The 16,189-nt window shown below is 65.1% G+C and carries 17 protein-coding genes and 1 pseudogene; 12 read left to right on the top strand and 6 right to left on the bottom strand.

Annotated features, from left to right (window positions below; genetic code table 11):
• Nucleotides 1-21: 21 nt before the first annotated feature.
• Nucleotides 22-1,302: an O-antigen ligase family protein gene (locus tag DK926_RS21025; protein ID WP_243636936.1), complete on the bottom strand. Its 1,281-nt coding sequence runs from the start codon at nucleotides 1,300-1,302 to the stop codon at nucleotides 22-24.
• 233 nt (nucleotides 1,303-1,535) lie between these two features.
• Between DK926_RS21025 and DK926_RS21020 the strand changes: the two genes are divergently transcribed.
• From DK926_RS21020 to DK926_RS20975, 10 genes are all read left to right on the top strand, one after another.
• Entirely contained in the window at nucleotides 1,536-2,933 is a 1,398-nt protein-coding gene (locus tag DK926_RS21020; protein WP_114332021.1) for a polysaccharide biosynthesis tyrosine autokinase, read from the top strand.
• 4 nt (nucleotides 2,934-2,937) lie between these two features.
• Nucleotides 2,938-4,188 carry a lipase family protein gene (locus DK926_RS21015; RefSeq protein WP_243636935.1) on the top strand — a complete coding sequence of 417 codons (1,251 nt, stop codon included), beginning with the start codon at nucleotides 2,938-2,940 and terminating at the stop codon, nucleotides 4,186-4,188.
• Entirely contained in the window at nucleotides 4,185-4,856 is a 672-nt protein-coding gene (locus DK926_RS21010) for a Wzz/FepE/Etk N-terminal domain-containing protein (RefSeq protein WP_114332019.1), read from the top strand. Before DK926_RS21015 ends, DK926_RS21010 begins: the two co-directional genes overlap by 4 nt.
• Entirely contained in the window at nucleotides 4,853-6,070 is a 1,218-nt protein-coding gene (locus DK926_RS21005) for a lipase family protein (protein WP_114332018.1), read from the top strand. Before DK926_RS21010 ends, DK926_RS21005 begins: the two co-directional genes overlap by 4 nt.
• A 10-nt stretch (nucleotides 6,071-6,080) precedes the next feature.
• Nucleotides 6,081-7,337 (top strand): acyltransferase, encoded by a 1,257-nt coding sequence (locus tag DK926_RS21000; RefSeq protein ID WP_114332017.1) that lies wholly within the window; start codon nucleotides 6,081-6,083, stop codon nucleotides 7,335-7,337.
• The gene (locus DK926_RS20995; RefSeq protein WP_243636934.1) at nucleotides 7,334-8,878 is read left to right on the top strand and encodes a cellulase family glycosylhydrolase; all 1,545 of its coding nucleotides are present in this window, start codon (nucleotides 7,334-7,336) and stop codon (nucleotides 8,876-8,878) included. Before DK926_RS21000 ends, DK926_RS20995 begins: the two co-directional genes overlap by 4 nt.
• Nucleotides 8,875-10,068, top strand: a complete 1,194-nt coding sequence (locus tag DK926_RS20990; protein ID WP_114332060.1) for a lipase family protein — start codon at nucleotides 8,875-8,877, stop codon at nucleotides 10,066-10,068. The genes DK926_RS20995 and DK926_RS20990 overlap by 4 nt, the downstream gene beginning before the upstream one ends.
• A gap of 11 nt (nucleotides 10,069-10,079) precedes the next feature.
• Complete coding sequence (locus DK926_RS20985) at nucleotides 10,080-10,898, top strand: sialate O-acetylesterase (RefSeq protein WP_068423007.1); 819 nt, start codon at nucleotides 10,080-10,082, stop codon at nucleotides 10,896-10,898.
• A 252-nt stretch (nucleotides 10,899-11,150) separates the two neighbouring features.
• Complete coding sequence (locus DK926_RS20980) at nucleotides 11,151-12,101, top strand: DUF6745 domain-containing protein (RefSeq protein ID WP_243636933.1); 951 nt, start codon at nucleotides 11,151-11,153, stop codon at nucleotides 12,099-12,101.
• Between the two features lie 26 nt (nucleotides 12,102-12,127).
• Nucleotides 12,128-12,583: a hypothetical protein gene (locus DK926_RS20975; protein WP_114332058.1), complete on the top strand. Its 456-nt coding sequence runs from the start codon at nucleotides 12,128-12,130 to the stop codon at nucleotides 12,581-12,583.
• A 74-nt stretch (nucleotides 12,584-12,657) separates the two neighbouring features.
• Here the strand turns inward: DK926_RS20975 and DK926_RS20970 are convergent, their stop codons facing one another.
• Nucleotides 12,658-13,386 carry a GAF and ANTAR domain-containing protein gene (locus DK926_RS20970; protein WP_114332016.1) on the bottom strand — a complete coding sequence of 243 codons (729 nt, stop codon included), beginning with the start codon at nucleotides 13,384-13,386 and terminating at the stop codon, nucleotides 12,658-12,660.
• Between the two features lie 251 nt (nucleotides 13,387-13,637).
• Between DK926_RS20970 and DK926_RS20965 the strand changes: the two genes are divergently transcribed.
• Entirely contained in the window at nucleotides 13,638-14,012 is a 375-nt protein-coding gene (locus DK926_RS20965) for an Lsr2 family protein (protein ID WP_114332015.1), read from the top strand.
• A 96-nt stretch (nucleotides 14,013-14,108) separates the two neighbouring features.
• The gene (locus DK926_RS27230; protein WP_261768936.1) at nucleotides 14,109-14,240 is read left to right on the top strand and encodes a hypothetical protein; all 132 of its coding nucleotides are present in this window, start codon (nucleotides 14,109-14,111) and stop codon (nucleotides 14,238-14,240) included.
• Between the two features lie 12 nt (nucleotides 14,241-14,252).
• Here DK926_RS27230 and DK926_RS20960 read toward each other — a convergent pair whose 3' ends face one another.
• The 4 genes and pseudogenes from DK926_RS20960 to DK926_RS20945 form a co-directional block, all read right to left on the bottom strand.
• Complete coding sequence (locus DK926_RS20960; protein ID WP_114332014.1) at nucleotides 14,253-14,432, bottom strand: hypothetical protein; 180 nt, start codon at nucleotides 14,430-14,432, stop codon at nucleotides 14,253-14,255.
• A gap of 1 nt (nucleotide 14,433) precedes the next feature.
• The gene (locus tag DK926_RS20955) at nucleotides 14,434-14,979 is read right to left on the bottom strand and encodes a DUF2231 domain-containing protein (protein WP_114332013.1); all 546 of its coding nucleotides are present in this window, start codon (nucleotides 14,977-14,979) and stop codon (nucleotides 14,434-14,436) included.
• 10 nt (nucleotides 14,980-14,989) lie between these two features.
• On the bottom strand, nucleotides 14,990-15,934 hold the full coding sequence (locus tag DK926_RS26890; protein ID WP_207890876.1) for an MSMEG_6728 family protein: 945 nt from the start codon (nucleotides 15,932-15,934) through the stop codon (nucleotides 14,990-14,992).
• 58 nt (nucleotides 15,935-15,992) lie between these two features.
• Nucleotides 15,993-16,189, bottom strand: a pseudogene (locus DK926_RS20945) (IS30 family transposase); the annotation flags it as partial.

Raw genomic sequence — 16,189 nt, 5'->3', positions numbered from 1 at the left:
CTTTTCGTATCGAACTGCTGGTCAAGCCACGTTTGTCGCTACCGGGCTTTGCGACGCAAATGGCCTTCGGGTTCGGTCGTCTGGCACGTTATCGGTGGCCTTTTCCCACGCGACGACGAGGAAGACGATCAATACCGAAAAGGCCATCGTCGTGGCCGGAATGGTGACGACGGGGAAATCCAACTGCAGCGCGACGACGCAGAACCCGATGAATCCGCCCCCGATGAATCCGTGTTCCCAATGCTTCGATCGTAGGCATCGGTAGCCGATGATCGCGCCGACGACGATCACCGCGGCAAAGGCGAGGCCTGCCAGAATTCCGCCGCGATAGACGGACAGCAGCGGGGCGTTGGCCACGTAGTTGACCTCGAACGCCGAGCCGGGATCCTTGAATTCGGTGCGCCCCCAGCCGAGCCCGAACAGCCAGTGGCCGGCCATGTGCCCGGGGAAATCGGCCAGTGCGTCACCTCGTGCGCTCGACCCGGCATCGCCACTGCCGAAGGACGAGAAAACCCGGTTACGCACGGTCGGGACCGACAGTGCAGCCACGAACGCGGCGAAGAATCCGCCGATGATGACGACGCGGTCGCGCGTCCGCATGGATTGAAACAGCAGCATCAGCACGACGCCGAACACCACAGAGAACAGGGCAGCGCGCGACAGGGTCAGCACGAGTGCGCCGAACAGCAACGCCGACAGTGCCACTCGCATCCTGTCGCGGAGGAGCAGTACGCAGAGCATGAGTGCGACGAACAGACCGATGCCCGCGGCGTTGGGGTCGATGTACGTGCCGGCGAGTCGAACCGTCGCCGCGCCGCCGGAATAGACGAAGCGCGTGCTTTCCTCCTCGGTGCCGTATCCGAACGGGGAAAGGTAGCCGATCAACTTGCCCGCCGGGTCGCCCATCAGAACGACGATCGCGAATGCCGCTGCGAGGGAGGCCGCGTAGACGTAGATCCTCCCGAACAACTCGAGTTCCGTCCGCGGCAACCGGAGTAGCGATACCGCTACGAGAGTCGAAACGAGCCATTTCCCGAATTCCGCGTAATCCACTGTCGCGCTGCCGGTTGCGACGACCGACAGTGCGGACGTGACGATCAATGCGATGACGGCCATCTCACCGTGTGTGACGCGACTCACTCCTGTGCGGTGGATCACCGACGCGAGTACGACGCCGAATCCCAGCGTGAATACCAACGGCGCGTGAACGCCGGGGACGTAGCCGAACGGGAGCGCGCCCAGCGAAAATGCAAGAGCGCGAGTCAGATATGTGGGGTGCCTGAGTCCGATGTAAGCTCCCACCGCAAGCCCGACAAGGGCGAAAGCACCAAGTTTTCCTGGCGTTCCACCGACGATCATCAAGAATGTAACGAACAACGGGACGACGACGATCACAGCCGCGTCAACACGTTTCGAGATGTTCATGGGCACTGATGTTGTCACGCTTTCATCCGGTCGCAACATGTATGTACTGCTGAATTGTTCTCTGCACTTTATTCTTTCTGGCGAACCGGGCAATCGAAGAGGAGCATTTCGTGGAGATTCGAGAGTACGGGCGGATTCTCCGTGCAGGATGGTGGATCGTCGCGGTCGCGACGGTGCTCGGCATCGTCGGCGGACTCGTGTACTCGTTCGTCTCGGCGCCGCAGTACCAGGCGTGTGCTCGTCTGTTCGTCACGACCGAGGGTGGTAGCTCGGTCGGCGAGGCCTATCAGAACAACCTGTTCTCTCAGGAGCGCGTCAACTCGTACGCCGGCCTGGCCACCAGCACTCAGGTCGCGCAGCGCGCGGTCGACCAGTTGCAGCTGCCGATGACCGCGAACGAGTTGCGCGACAGGCTTACTGCGACGCCGCTCGAGAAGACCGTGTTGCTCGACCTCTGTGCCACCGATTCGGATCCGGTCGTCGCCCGCGCACTGACCAACGCCGTCGCGGGTCAGCTGACTCAGGTCGTCCAGGAACTCGAGACGTCGCAGCGCGGCGGGAACCCGGCTGCCGGAGCCACCATCGTCGATCAGGCAGACGTTCCGTCGAGCCCGTCCGGCACCGGTCTGGTCACCTTGTTGGTCCTCGGCGCAGTCGCAGGTTTCGTCGTCGGCGTCCTCGCTGCGCTCGCCCGCGGGTTGATGGACCGTTCGATTCGCGATCGTGCTCGCGCAGAGGACATCTCGGGTCGCACCGTCATCGGCGGTCTTCCGGTCGACCCGGAGCGACCGTCCACCGCCGTCGCCACGTTCAGTCGTATGGGTGAGCCGCTGCGAGCCCTGCGAACCAACATTCGTTTCCTCGGTGCCGGTTCGCCGCCGCGGGTCATCACCGTCACTAGTGGTAGTACAGGCGAGGGACGTACCTCGACCGCGATCGACCTCGCCGCCGTGATGGCCGAGGCCGGCTACAAGGTTCTGCTCGTCGGCGGCGACATGCGCACGCCCGAACTCGCCGATCGCCTCGGAATCGCGCAGACTCGCGGCCTCAGCACCGTACTGTCCGGCGAGCATCGTCCGGACGACGCCATTCACCGTGACGTCGTCAGCGGTGTCTCCGTGCTGCCTGCGGGGCCGGTGCCACCGAACCCGAGCGAGCTGCTCGGCTCGGACCGTGCTCAGGTTCTCTTCGAGACGCTGCGCGGCGACTATCGCTACGTCATCGTCGACACGCCTCCGTTGCTCGACGTCACCGACGGTGCAGTTCTCACCGCGCTCGCCGACGGCGCACTGGTGCTCGCACGCGTCGGCAGCACGACGCGTGACAAGCTGCGCCGGACCGTCAAGGTTCTGGGCGGTGTGGGCGGCAACGTCCTCGGAGTGGTGACGACGTTCGAGCCCACCCGTCGTCGTGCCGCGACGCACGCGAGAGGTGCTGCGGCACAGACCAAGCCGCAGGCAGCCGACGCCACCTGGGAGGAACCTGCTCCCTCGTCCAGTAGGGGCTAGACGCATGCTGCGGTCCACGAGGCCGGCCCGAATCGCGGCGGGGATGTGCGCGGCCCTGTCGTTGGTGGCGGGGTGTGCCCGGGACGACCAGGTGGTTCTGTCGCCCGACGCGGCCACGACGCCCGTTACCGCGACGACGTCGGCTCCCGAGCCTCTGCCGCCGCCGAACCTGGCCGATACCGGACCCGGTTCGTTGCGCTCGTTCGAGCCGATGGACGACATCGCCGACGACGTGACCGAACTCGGTGCGACGGCAACTCGCGTCGTCTACCGATCGACGTCGGGTATCGACGGCAGGGTCACCGACGTGTCCGGAACCGTGCTGATCCCGGGAGGTGCTGCGCCCGAGGGCGGTTGGCCGATCATCTCGTTCGGCCACGGCACGACGGGTGTGCTGAACAACTGTGGCCCGTCGGAGTACGCGAATCTGTTGGGCAGCGCGCCGATCGTCGCCGCACTCGTCCTCAACGGTTATGCAGTGACGATGTCGGACTACCAGGGCCTCGGACTGGGCGGTGACTATCACCCGTACCTCGATTCGAAAACTTTGGGCTACAACATGATCGACGCTGTCCGTGCGGCGCGGAACCTGGTTCCGACGCTGAGCAACCGGTGGGCCGCGTACGGGGTGTCGCTCGGAGGCATGGCGGCGTGGGCCGCCAGCGACCGTAACGGCGAGTACGGCGGTGGGCTCGAACTCGTGGGCACCGCGGCCATCGTTCCGGTCTCGGATATGACCGGGCTTGCCGACGCGGCCGCGAACGGCACGTTGACGCGCGCGCAGTACCCCCTCCTCATGTACGCGCTGCAGGGCCTGTCGATCTCGCATCCCGAGATGAACCTCGACGACTACCGTTCCGGTCTGGCCAGGGAGCGGTGGAACGACTTCATGCAGTGCCTTCCGCCCGGTTCCGACCTGGTACCGGAACTCGTCGCGCGGCTGCAGCCGTCGGACCTGCGTCCCGTCAGCAGGGAGGCGACGGATCGACTACGCGGCTGGTTGGCTGGTATGGCTGTGCCGCAGGCGAAGTCGACGTCCCCGCTTCTCGTCATGTACGGATCCGAGGACGACCTCATCCTCGAGCCGTGGACCGAGAAGGCGCTCGAGCAGGCCTGCGCGTCGGGCGATGTGGTCGAGTACGAACTGCACCGCGGCGAAGGCCACGGCAACCTCGACAGCACCCGATCGCTGCCGTGGGTCAAGGCGCGATTCGCCGGTCAGGACGTCGTCGACACGTGCGAGTTGGATCGATGATCGCGCCGACCGGGGTGCCACGGCTGAAGGATTACGGCCGGATGCTGCGTGCCTCGTGGTCGCTGATCCTCGCCGCGACGGTACTGAGTCTGGCAGGTGCATGGCTTGCCACATCGCTTGTGGCACCGTCCTACACGGCGTCGACGCGTGTGTTCGTCACCGCGCCGGGTCCGACGACGACGCGAGCCGCGCAAGAAGGCAACCGAAGTTCGATGATGCGCGTCGAAAGCTACGTGCAGTTGACGACCAGCGAGCAGGTGCTGAGGCGCGTCATCGTCGAATTGGGTCTGCCGATGGGGCCGGACGAGCTGAAGCAGGACGTCGTCGTCAGCCCTGTGCCGGCGTCCGCGCTGTTCGACATCACGGCGGTCGCCGAGTCCGGAGAGCAAGCCAGAGACATCGCGAATGCGTTGGCCGCGAATCTGATTCAACTGGTCGAGGAGATCGACCTGGGTGCGAACGGACCGGTGTCGAACGTGACGCTGATCGACGCGGCTGCCGTGTCCGAGGAGGAGGAGACGCTCGTCGGTAATCTGATCGTCGGCGGGGGAATGGGATTCGTCGTCAGCTGTGTCCTGGTGATCGCGTCGGGGGTGTGGCGTGATGCCGTCGATCACCGTGACGAAGTGGAGCACATCTTCGAAGAGGTGGGGGTACCGAGACGATGAAACATCTACGACGCGTCGGCGGGGCGTGCGCACTGTCCGCTGTCCTGGTGGCGGGCGCATGTTCCGATGAGTCTCCGACGCAACCCGATTCGGCTGCGCTGGGTGGAACGCTGACGGCCGACTACTCCGGCGACGGGCCGGGTTCGCTCGTCAGCGCCGACGATCTCCTGACCGTCGATCGCCGGCTCAGCGGAATCTCGTCGACCGTGGCGCGCGTGGTGTACCGATCGACGTCGGGTGTCGACGGTTCGGCCACGGAAGTGTCGGGCACGATCTTCGCGCCGGAGGGGGATGCCCCCGACGGCGGGTGGCCGATCATCGCGTACGGCCACGGCACGACGGGTGTGCAACCGGACTGCGCGCCGTCGACCGATCCGGAACTGCTGGGCAGTTCGCCGATCGTCACCGCACTCGTGCGGTCCGGTTACGTCGTCGCGGTCTCGGACTACCAGGGTCTCGGGCTCGACTCGTCGTATCACCCGTATCTGGATGCCACGACCGCCGCGAACAACCTGATCGACTCGGTACGCGCCGCGCAGAAGCTGGTCCCGGACGCGTCGGATCGGTGGGCGTCGTTCGGCGGCTCGCAGGGCGGCCAAGCTGCCTGGGCTGCAAACGAACTCGCAGGCACTTACGGCGACGGCCTCGAAATGGTGGGTTCGGTCAGCCTGGTTCCCGCGGCGGACATCACCGGCCTCGCACGGGCCGCGGCCGACGGCACGTTGACCGCCGACCAGAAGCCGTTGCTGCAGTGGGTGCTCGTCGGACTGGCGGAGTCGCATCCCGAGATCGATCTCGACGACTATCGCCGCGGCATCGTCGCCGAACGGTGGGACGAATTGTCCGCGTGCGGTGGACCTCTCGCCGCGGACCGGACGGAGCTGGCTGCGCAGATCGACGACGACGACCTGCGGCCGGCCACCCCCGAAGCGGAACGAGCCCTCGAAGGCTATCTACGCGAGATGAGTCTCCCCCGAACCCGTTCGGCGGCACCGATGTTGGTGATCTACGGCGGACAGGACTCGCTCATCACGCAGTCGTGGACGGACGGTGCCATCGCCGCAGCATGTGCGGCGGGGGACACCGTCGAATCGCTTCTCCAACCGAATGCAGGCCACGCAGACATCGACGGAGCTGCTGCGTTCCCGTGGATCACCGAACGCTTCGCGGGCACACCGGCCGTCAGTTCCTGCCCAGCACCGCCACAACCGTAAGGCGAAGACGATGACCGCAACCCCCGACAGGACGGCCGCTGCCGCTACCGAGCCGGCGTCCACCGACAAGCGCCCGGCCCGCATCCTCGGACTCGACGGGCCGCGCGGTATCGCATGCCTGATGGTGCTCGCGGTGCACGTGGGCGGACACAACAGCCCGCAGACGGTGGCGACGTTCAAGCTGGGTCTGCTCGGTCAGGGGCTCGTGTTCTTTTTCGCACTGTCGGGCTTCCTGATCTTCCTGCCGATGGTGCGACGGCTGTTCGCCGGAAAGCCGATGCCCGACAACAAGAGTTACGCGGTACACCGCATCCTGCGTGTGTTCCCGGCGTACATCGTGATCTTCCTGCTGTGCAGTGTCGTGCTCCGTGCGGTCTTCGTCGAGAACGCTGCCGTCGCCGAACGGCACTTCACCGACGCGGGGCTCGGCATGCTGACCGATCCGCTCGCACTGCTCGCGAACCTGACGCTCGTGCACTCCTACATTCCGCAGTACCTGCAGACCGGAATCAACCCGTCGTGGTCGCTGTCCCTCGAGTTCGCGTTCTACATCGCGTTGCCGCTCCTCGCCGCGATCTCGTTCTACCTACGGGGGCGCACGAACATCCCTGCACCCGTTCTCGCCCTCATCCCGGTGGGGGCGATGTTCGTCATCGGCCTCACCGGCAAGCTGTACACGCAGAGCCGGGTGGAGGCGTCGGGAATCACGGATCCGCTGCTTCTGGACTGGGGCCCCAACGAGATCGCCGTCCTGAGCCGTAGCTTCTGGTCGCTCGCCGACAACTTCACGTACGGCATGCTCGTCGCCGTCGTGTTCGTGGCCATCGAACGCGGAATCATAAAGGGCCGCTTCGTCACTCGGATGCGGTGGTGGGCTTTCCTGGCGATGATCCCCGCGGCGGCCCTGTCGCTGAAGCTGATCGACGACAACTCTCGCTGGCAGAGCACGTTCGTCGCCATCGGGTCCGCCCTGTTGATTCTCTTCATCATCGTGCCGCTGGCACGCGGTCAGAGGTCGAAGTTCGCCGAACTCGCGGATTGGGCTCCGCTGAGCTACATCGGCACCATTTCGCTCAGTGTCTACCTGTGGCACTTCCCGATTCTGATCATGGTCGGACGGTTCGGCTGGATGGCAGGCGACAGTCCGGCAGGCATGCTGTGGAACTTCGCGGTGGTGACGGTCGTCAGCATCGTCTTCGGCACCGTCACTTACCGGCTCGTGGAGAAGCCGGCGCTGACGTTGGCGCGTCGATACAAGTCCACGTGAGGCGACTGCTTCTCGTGGCGCTCGCCGGTGTGCTGCTGGCCGGATGCGGGTCGGCACCCGCCGTGCAGCAGAACCCGCTCGTGCTCGACGGCCCGAGCATTCCGGACCCCGGCCCTTCCGCTCCGGTCCCGTTGAAGCCCATCGGATTCACCGGCGGCGCACCCCTGTTGTGGGCGAGTGAGGACGAGCTCGACCGCAGTCTCGACGCGGTGGCGGCATCCGGATCGACGCGCCTGCGCCTCGACATGGCGTGGCCTCTGCTCGAACCCCAACCGGGAGTGCAGGTCTGGGAGCCGACGGACCGCGTCGTCGATGCGGCTCTCGCCCGCGGTATCGAAGTGCTCGCGATCCTCGACTACACACCCGAATGGGCTGCTGCCGATCCGTCGCTCGGACTCACGAGCAAGCCGGCGTCGGCGCAGGAGTACGGTCGCTACGCGGGCCAAGTGGCACAGCACTTCTCGGGTCGCGTCCACCACTACGAGATCTGGAACGAGCCGAACGGCAAGGTGTTCTTCGCGCCCTGGGCCGACCCCGAACTGTATGCCGACATGCTGAGGGAGGCGTACACGCAGATCAAAGCCGTCGACCCGGACGCGATGGTCATCGGCGGTGCGATCGGGGCCGTCGGTGACAACGAGAACACGATGAACGGCCTGACATTCCTGAAACGGATGTACGCGGCTGGGGCACAGGGCTACTTCGACGCGCTGTCCGTGCACCCCTACTCGTACCCCGGCACGCTGGTCGGAACCGAATCGATTCCGGACGGCGCGTTGCGGATGATCGCCGACATGCGTCGCCACATGCTCACGCACGGTGACGACCAGAAGCAGATCTGGGCCACCGAGTTCGGCTCACCCACGGATGTGGGTGCCGGAATCACCGAGGACCGTCAGGGCGAGTTGATGACGTCGTTCATCCGCGAATGGAGTCAGCTGTCGTTCGCGGGACCGATGTACGTGCACGAGATTCGCGATCGGCTGGCCGGCTCGGACAATCCGGAGGACAACTTCGGGGTTCTGCACCGTGATTTCACTCCGAAGCCGGCGTACACCGCACTGACCTCGGCCATCAAGTCGGGCATGCTCGACGATCCGGAATATCTGGCCATGAACGCTGTGGCGCAGAGCATTCCGTCACTCGGCGAGTCGTTGACTCCGGTGTACCCGGGGCACGATCGTATCGGCAGGCCGTACGTGGCGCAGGAGTTCGCCGGTGGTGTGCTGTTCCGCTCGGCAAACGGTTTCGCGATGTCTCCGAATCAGGTGGCGTCGACTGTTCTGGCGTCCGGTTTCCTGCCGGCAGGGCCGTACGTGCAGGGCATACAGCAGTTGGACGCCGACGGCGGTGCCCGCGTGTTCCATTCGGAGCGAACGGGTGTGCACGTGGTGCGCGGTGCGATTCTCGACGCGTGGACGCCGGAGATCGGTTATCCCACGTCGGAGGAGTACCAGGACGGTACCGGGCGGGTGACCGACTTCGAATTCGGCCGCATCCGGTGGGAAGTCGACTCGGGAGCGCAGGTGCTGGCGCGATGAGATCCAAACTTGTTGCCGTGCTGTCCCTGTCGCTCCTGTTGACGGGCTGCGCCGCCAACCCGTCGCTGTTCGCCGTCCCGGGGATTGCCGCGTTCGTGCTCCGGGACAGACCGTCGGAGCCGATCGAGATCGCGGAGAACGGCACGGGCCCGGGCTCGATCGTCAGCGCCGAGACGATGCCGAATCTTCCGTGGAGCGTCACTCGGTCCGGACTGAACGCGGCGCGGGTGGTCTACCGAAGTGTCGGCGATGTCGAAGTCTCCGGCAGCATGTTCACCCCTACCGGGGACGCCCCCGACGGAGGCTGGCCCGTCATCTCGTTCGGCCACGGCACGACGGGGATCGACGAGGCGTGCGGTCCGTCGCTGTCGTCCGACCTGCTCGGCGTGGCGCCGCTCGTCGCGGGATACACCGCGGCCGGATTCGCCATCGCCATCACCGATTACGAGGGTCTAGGGCATCCCGGTGTGCACCCGTACCTGGACAACATCGCAGCGGGCTACAACATGATCGACGCGGTTCGTGCGCTCGGGCACGTGTTTCCGAACGTGTCCAACCGGTGGGTCGCCTTCGGTGGCTCACAGGGCGGCGGTGCAGCGTGGGCGGCCAACGAACAGGCCGGGTACGCACCGGAATTGGAGATGCTCGGATCGGCGAGCCTCGCTCCAGGAGCCAACATGGCAGGGTTGGTCGACAAGGCGCAACGAGGAACTCTGACCGCAGATCAGGCTCCGCTTCTGCAGTGGGTTCTGGAGTCACTGTCGAGAAAGCTACCGGGCCTGGACCTGGACCTCTACCGCAGTGGCAACGTCGCCGCGGACTGGGACGCACTGAGCGCTTGCACCCCGGACGGGGCGTCGGCGCGCGGTGAGGCGGCGAAGCGGATCGGTCCGACGGACCTGGCGCCGAAGACCGAGGATGCGGCCGGACTGTTGCGCTACTTCCTCGACGAGATGTCCGTCCCGCAGCAGGGTGCGACTGCTCCGATGCTCGTGGTGTACGGCGACGCGGATACGTACATCGATGCGGCGTGGACGGACGAAGCCGTGAGAAGGGCGTGTGCGCTGGGAGATACCGTCGCGATCGATCGACAGCCGGGAAAGGGACACGGCGACGTCGACGGCACTGCGGTGAACCACTGGATCGGTGAACGATTCGCCGGCGAACCCGCCGTCGACGACTGCAAGTGAAGGACAGGGCCGTGAGTCTGCGAAGGAACCTGGAAGTTCGTGCGAAGGACGTCGTCAAGCGGCGGCTGGGTACGGGCCTGCCGGTGGAACCGTTCACCGAGCCGTACCTCGTAGTCGCGGTGATGGGGCAATCGAACGCGCACGGCGCGGGCGTCGGACTGGATCGCGACGGCCTGGACAAGCCGCACCCGCGGGTGCATCAGTGGGCGTCGTCGGGTCGATCGAAGAACACGATCGTCGCGGGCTGTGACCCACTGTTCCACGAAGTGCCCTCCAAGGCAGTCGGATTCGCGACGACGTTCGCACGAAGCCTCGCCGACGACACCGGTCGGCCTGTCCTGCTGGTTCCCTACGCGCGCGGCGATTCGGCCTTCGCGCGCGTGAACGGAATTTCCTGGGACCCGGCGGACAGGGCAGCCCGTGTCAATCTCTTCTGGAATGCGCTGGCGCGCATCGAATCCGGGCTCGCGCTCGTTCCCGGCAACAGTTTGGCTGCGGTGCTGTGGCATCAGGGGGAGAGCGACGTGCCGCTGACCCCCGGTCCGGTATATGCGCAGAAACTGGATTCGGTCATCGACACCGTTCGTGGTCGGTTCGGGGAAGTGCCGTTCGTGATCGGTCAGATGGTGCCCGACGAGATCGAATCCGCGCATCCGGACTATCCGGTGATCGACGCGGTCCATCGCGACACCCCGCGTCGTCGAGGCAGCGTCGTCTACGTGCCGGGGCCGCGTGGGCTCTACAACAGCGAGACCGAGAAGATTCACTACAACGCCGCGGGGCAGCGCGAACTCGGTCGGCGAATGTGGGACAGCTTCGCGAACATGTAGTTGCGCTCTGCGGAATGTCGTGCCATTCTCGATGACTATGACTACAGGAAAGGCGGATTCCGCCTCCGTCGCGTGACCGCCGGAACGAGCGCCCGAACACTACTGGGCGCCATTGTCGAAGATCTCCCTGCCATCCGTCGAAAATGGCTCGAACACGGACTCGCGTCCGGACCGTCCGATCGTGCAACGGCCGAAGCTGCTGTGGCGCAGATGTATCGATCATGCGGCCTACGATTACCGCGGTTCGAATGGGTGCCGTCACCCCCGGCTGCCGTCGAATTGGCGAAGACGCTGGCACTGTCGGGACCCATCGCACTGGGCGGTGACGGAGTGGAGTCGGCGTCGGCCTCCATCGCTGGTCTGCTCTCCGCGTCGCGCAGAAGGATGAACGCCGCGATCGAACGCAGATACTGGTCACACGATCGCGCGCACGACCTGGTTCGGCAGGCCATCTGGGATCCGTTGCGTACCAGCCTGATCGACGGTGTCGCGACGGCCGTCAAGTCGCTGCTCCCGCCGGTGACGATGGGTGTTCCGTGGTACGGGCAGCAGGAAGCGCATCGGGTCGCGTTCTTCGACGTCTATCGCTCGTCCGGGTGTGTATCGATGTGGACCCAGGACCACGAATTGCTCGACGCGTCGGCCGCTCTGATCGTGTCGACCGGATGGTGGTGGGCGTTCGACGACGTGTGCATCATGTCGGAACGCCCGACGGTGCTGCACACCGAGCCGATGCCCGGGAGTCCGCAGGGTGAACGTCGACTGCACCGCGACGACGGGCCGGCTCTCGAATTCGCCGACGGTTCTGCGGCTTTCGTGCTCGGAGGTGCCATCGTCCCCGAGTGGGTGGTGCGTGATCCGTCGGTCGATCGCATCGCAGCGGAACGCAACGTCGAGGTCCGCCGATGCGCGATCGAACGGATCGGATGGGATACGTACATCGAGGCATCGGGCCTCGATCTGATCGACGCTACCGACGACCCGGGCAACGCCGGGTGCAGTCTGGAGCTCTACACGACTCCCGACGCGTGGGGACGGCGCAGCCGAATTCTGCTCGTCACCAACGGATCCGAAGAACGCGACGGCCGTCGTCGGCGCTATGGCCTGTACGTTCCGTACTGGTTGTCGACGGCCATGAACGCCGCTGGCTGGACCTATGGCATCGACGGCGACGACTACGCCCGGCTCCTCCGCCGTACCTGACTTTTTCCTACTCCTTGCACAAGGTGATTCGTATGAACATGACTCTGTCCGCACTCACGTCCCTCACCGGTCTCGACGTCTTCGATTACCTCGACACGGAGGTGTCGATTCCCGTCGTGAACGGTCTTCAAGCGCAGGGCGACCTCATCGTCGTTCCGCATTCGGTGCTCGCCGAGCACGTGACGACCGCCCCGTGGACCCGCACGATTCCCGTTCCGTTGTACGGCATCGAACTGCTCCGAAGCGCCGCGGGCGGGAACCCGCACAGCCTCGTCGCCGACGAGGGGGCGTGTACCTGGTCGGCACCGGTGCGCGATACGCGCGGTCTGGCCCTCGGGATCGTCGACGTCGACACGGTGGCGTACCTGATCCATCCCGAACACGGTGCCACCGGAATTGCACCGGGTCGGTATGTGATCGGGCGGCAACGTGAACGCGGAACCGGTGGGTATCTGCAGTCGTCACGGCTCGTGGCGGACTGAAACCTAGTACCCCGTGATCGGTTGCTTCGACAGGGCTGTGCCCAGGGTGTCCGCGGCTGCCCATGTCGTCTGCGTCAGCCGGAATTCGGCACCATCGGGATGTTCGTCGTGGCCAGCTGTTCCGCTAGCTGCACGACTGGGACGTTCCGGTCTTGAGACACCTTGCTCAGTAGGCGGAAGGCTTGAAGCGCGTCCAGCCCGAAACGCTCCATGACAATTCCCTTGGCCTGGCCGATGATGTCGCGTGACGCGAGCGCGGACCTGAACTGCGCGTCCCGACGTGCCCCGGAGATGCCGACTGCTGCGTGTGCGGCGAGGGCTTCGGCTTCGTCGACGACCGTCTCGTCGAATGCGTGTGGCGTTTCGGAGTACAGATTGAGTGCTCCGATCGAGTGCTGGTCGGTGTACAGCAGGATCGACACGCTGGATCGGACCGGTGTGCCGTCCAGCAGGGCTGCGGTCAGCTCGGGCCACCGGGACTCGGTCGTGTAATCGTCGACGAGAACGGTGCATCTGTTGCGAATGGCATGCAGGCACGGGCCGTCGCCGACGGTGTCCTGGACGCGATCGATGAACTCGGAAATAGCGCCGGTAGGCGCTTTCGCCTCGAACGTGTGCTTCTTTCCGTGGCGCTGCAGCAAGCTGATTCCAGCATGGTCCACACCGGGAACCATTCGTGTGGCACCTGCGGTGACCTCGGCGATGACGTCGTCCGCGGTGTGTGGACCGGAACTGCTGGACGCGTGCATCGTCCGTGCCAGATCCGCGATCGCGCGCTGCACCGAATGTGCGTTCGTTTTCATCCGGGCCTCCTCTGGCAGTAGTGATCCCATTCCTACCCTGCCACACCAGGAGCCTGTCGGCGATTGCATCTCCGAAACGAAACGCGGCACGGCGCTGTATTCGTACCGAAAGGTTCGCCGCGTCGGAATTGTTCCGAAATATGTGGAATCCGTCGCGTTTTTCGGCGATGTCTGTCACTCCGATTCACGTTTCTGGACCTACAGTAGTTAACCTGAGGCTCACTCATCGAAACTTCGGAAGGTATCGCAACGTGGCGAAGCAAGTGATCTACGAATTGATCGACGACATCGACGGCACTGCAATCGATGAGGGCCAAGGTGAATCCATCGAGTTCTCGCTCGACGGAGTCGACTACGTGATCGATCTGAAGAACAAGAACGCCAACGACTTTCGCAAGAAGCTCGACTACTACGTCGGTTATGCGACGCGGGTCGGCGGGCGCAAGAGAAAAGCCGCTTCGGCCGGAGTGACGACGAAAGCCGCATCGAAGGCTGCCGCGCCCGTGAAGCGCGATGCATCGCAGACTCGCGCCATCCGTCAGTGGGCCGCCGACAGTGGCTACGAAATCAACGATCGTGGCCGTATTCCGGCCGACATTGTCGAGGCGTACGAGGACGCGCACTGACGCGTCGACAATTGCCTGCGATTCGCTGCCGACGTGAAGGTTCACGCCTTACCATCGGAGCGGATCACAGGACGGACACCGACGAGAAGAGGGCCCATGGGATCGGCAGATTTCCTCACCTGGCTGCACGAAGGAGCGAGTGCGGGCGACCCGATTCGTGGGCCCCTCTACGTCATCACGTTCATCGGGCTGGGTCTCGCCCACATTCTCGGCGGCGGAACGTTCTAGAGCATTCTCGAGCTAGGACGTCTCGAGCCATTCGGCGAGGTCGTGCAGTTCGGACTCCGTCAGGTTCGCTTCGGTCAGAGCCGCGAGCGCGTCGGGATTCAGGTTTTCCGAACTGCCGTCCGCGAATCGGCGCACACCGTCGGCGGTGACTCCGCTGGCCCTCATTGCAGCGAATCGGTTGTCGACGGCCATGTCACACCCCCGCTGCGACTGCCCGGGCTGCGACTCCGCCGCCCATGTTGAACCCGAGGTGTCCGCCCAGCGCTCCGGCGACCCCGGCGACGGTGAATCCCGCGAGCGCCAACGCTTTGGCGGTCTTGTCCGGCGTCGAATTCACTGCTTTCGATCGACGGCGATACGACGCCGCGAACAGCCCGGCCGCTACCGCATTACTGCCCGCGTGGATGAGGCCCACGCGTCGCTGCTCGCGAGTCAGAGTCGACCAGGTCGCCCAGCCGGTCGCGATGGCCGTCGGGGCGGCGATGAGTCCGGCTCCGATCAGCAGGCGCGCGGCTTCGGCGTTACCCCCGGTCAGGTCGAGAAGCACAGCGCTGCTCCACGTTCCGACGGCCGAGTACGCCAGGATCGGATGCATCGGGTGTCCGACGAAGGTCCCTCGGAGCAGCCCGTCCACGGGTGAGCCGTCCAATGCGGACCGCAACTTCGTGGCCACGGTATCGCTGACGGGGTCGAGCAGTGACGCTTTTTCCAACGGCAGGAACAGCGGAGTCAGGTTCATACCGGGTCGGTTACCCGCGCTGGGTGCTCGTAATCGTCAGCGTCGGCAATTCCGACAGCTCGGGTGGGATTTGTGCGCCGGTGGTCACGACGAGGGAGAAGCCGGAGGGGTCGATGGCCTGGCCGCGTCGAAACCAGCGGATTCGTCCCGGATCGGTCTTCTCGACGGCCATCGCCTCGCGGTCGAGTTCGCTCGGTGTACGGGCGATCGATGTCGACACGGTCCCTCCCTGCTCGGCCGTCGCGTCGGGTAGCAAATCGTCGGTCGGTTCGTCGCGGTCGAGAATGCATGCGGTCAGTCCGGCACGCACCCGGCTGGCCGCTATCGTGAGCGTCGACGGTTCGTCGAACTCGATGTCGACGGACTCGCCTTTCTTCAACTCTCGCAATGCATCCCACGCGGGATTCCCCGGTTCGAGCATGGCGGCACCGGGTGCTCCGACGTCGAGAAGATGGCCGACGGTTTTCGTCGGTGTCTCCGAGGTGAGTGGGTCGCGTCCCACGCGAAAGGGCAATGGCCACAACGGGTACGGCGGTGCGGGCCATACGTATCCCGGCTCGCCGGACCATTCCTTCGGATAGAGCTCGGGAGCCTTGTTCGCCAATGCCCGTCGGTGGCTTTCGTGGACGGCGTCGTCCCCGAGCCATGGTGGCAGACGGCCTTCGCGGCTCAGTTCGTCGAACGTGCGCGGAGTGCCGTAGTCGAGAAATTGTGGCTCGAGCGCGTCGGCATGACCGCGCGCTGCCCATTCCCGGCACGTCGCGACGCCGTAGGCAACGAGCGCAGGCGTGAAGCCGCGCCACATCGTCACTGCGGGGTGTCGTTTCCATCCGTAGGTCGGCCAGATCAGGGCGCGCAGAATCTGGAAGGTTTCGACGCGTTGCTTGCCGAGGCGCTTGTCGTCGAGCGCCCGCGCCGAGCGGACGAAGCCGGCATCGGGAAGAAATGTCTGCACGGTGGCGCGTGCCCGGATGGTGGGTTCCGCAAACCCGTGCGCGCGAATGTAGGCGGTCTCAAGCGGTCATCGCAACGAGCGTCTTGTCGTATGCCTTCAGAGGAGTATCCCATCCGAGGGTCCTACGAGGACGGTTGTTGAGTAGGTCCTCGACCTCGGCGAGCCGTTCCGGGGAGTGAACGGACAGATCGGTGCCTTTGGGAAAGTACTGACGAAGCAGTCCGTTGGTGTTCTCGTTGGTGCCACGTTGCCACG

This window comes from Rhodococcus sp. Eu-32 (assembly GCF_003336925.1).
GTDB lineage: Bacteria > Actinomycetota > Actinomycetes > Mycobacteriales > Mycobacteriaceae > Rhodococcoides > Rhodococcoides kyotonensis_B.
The sequence above is the reverse complement of the archived record's forward strand: the minus strand, read 5'-3'. Positions and strand labels throughout refer to the sequence as shown.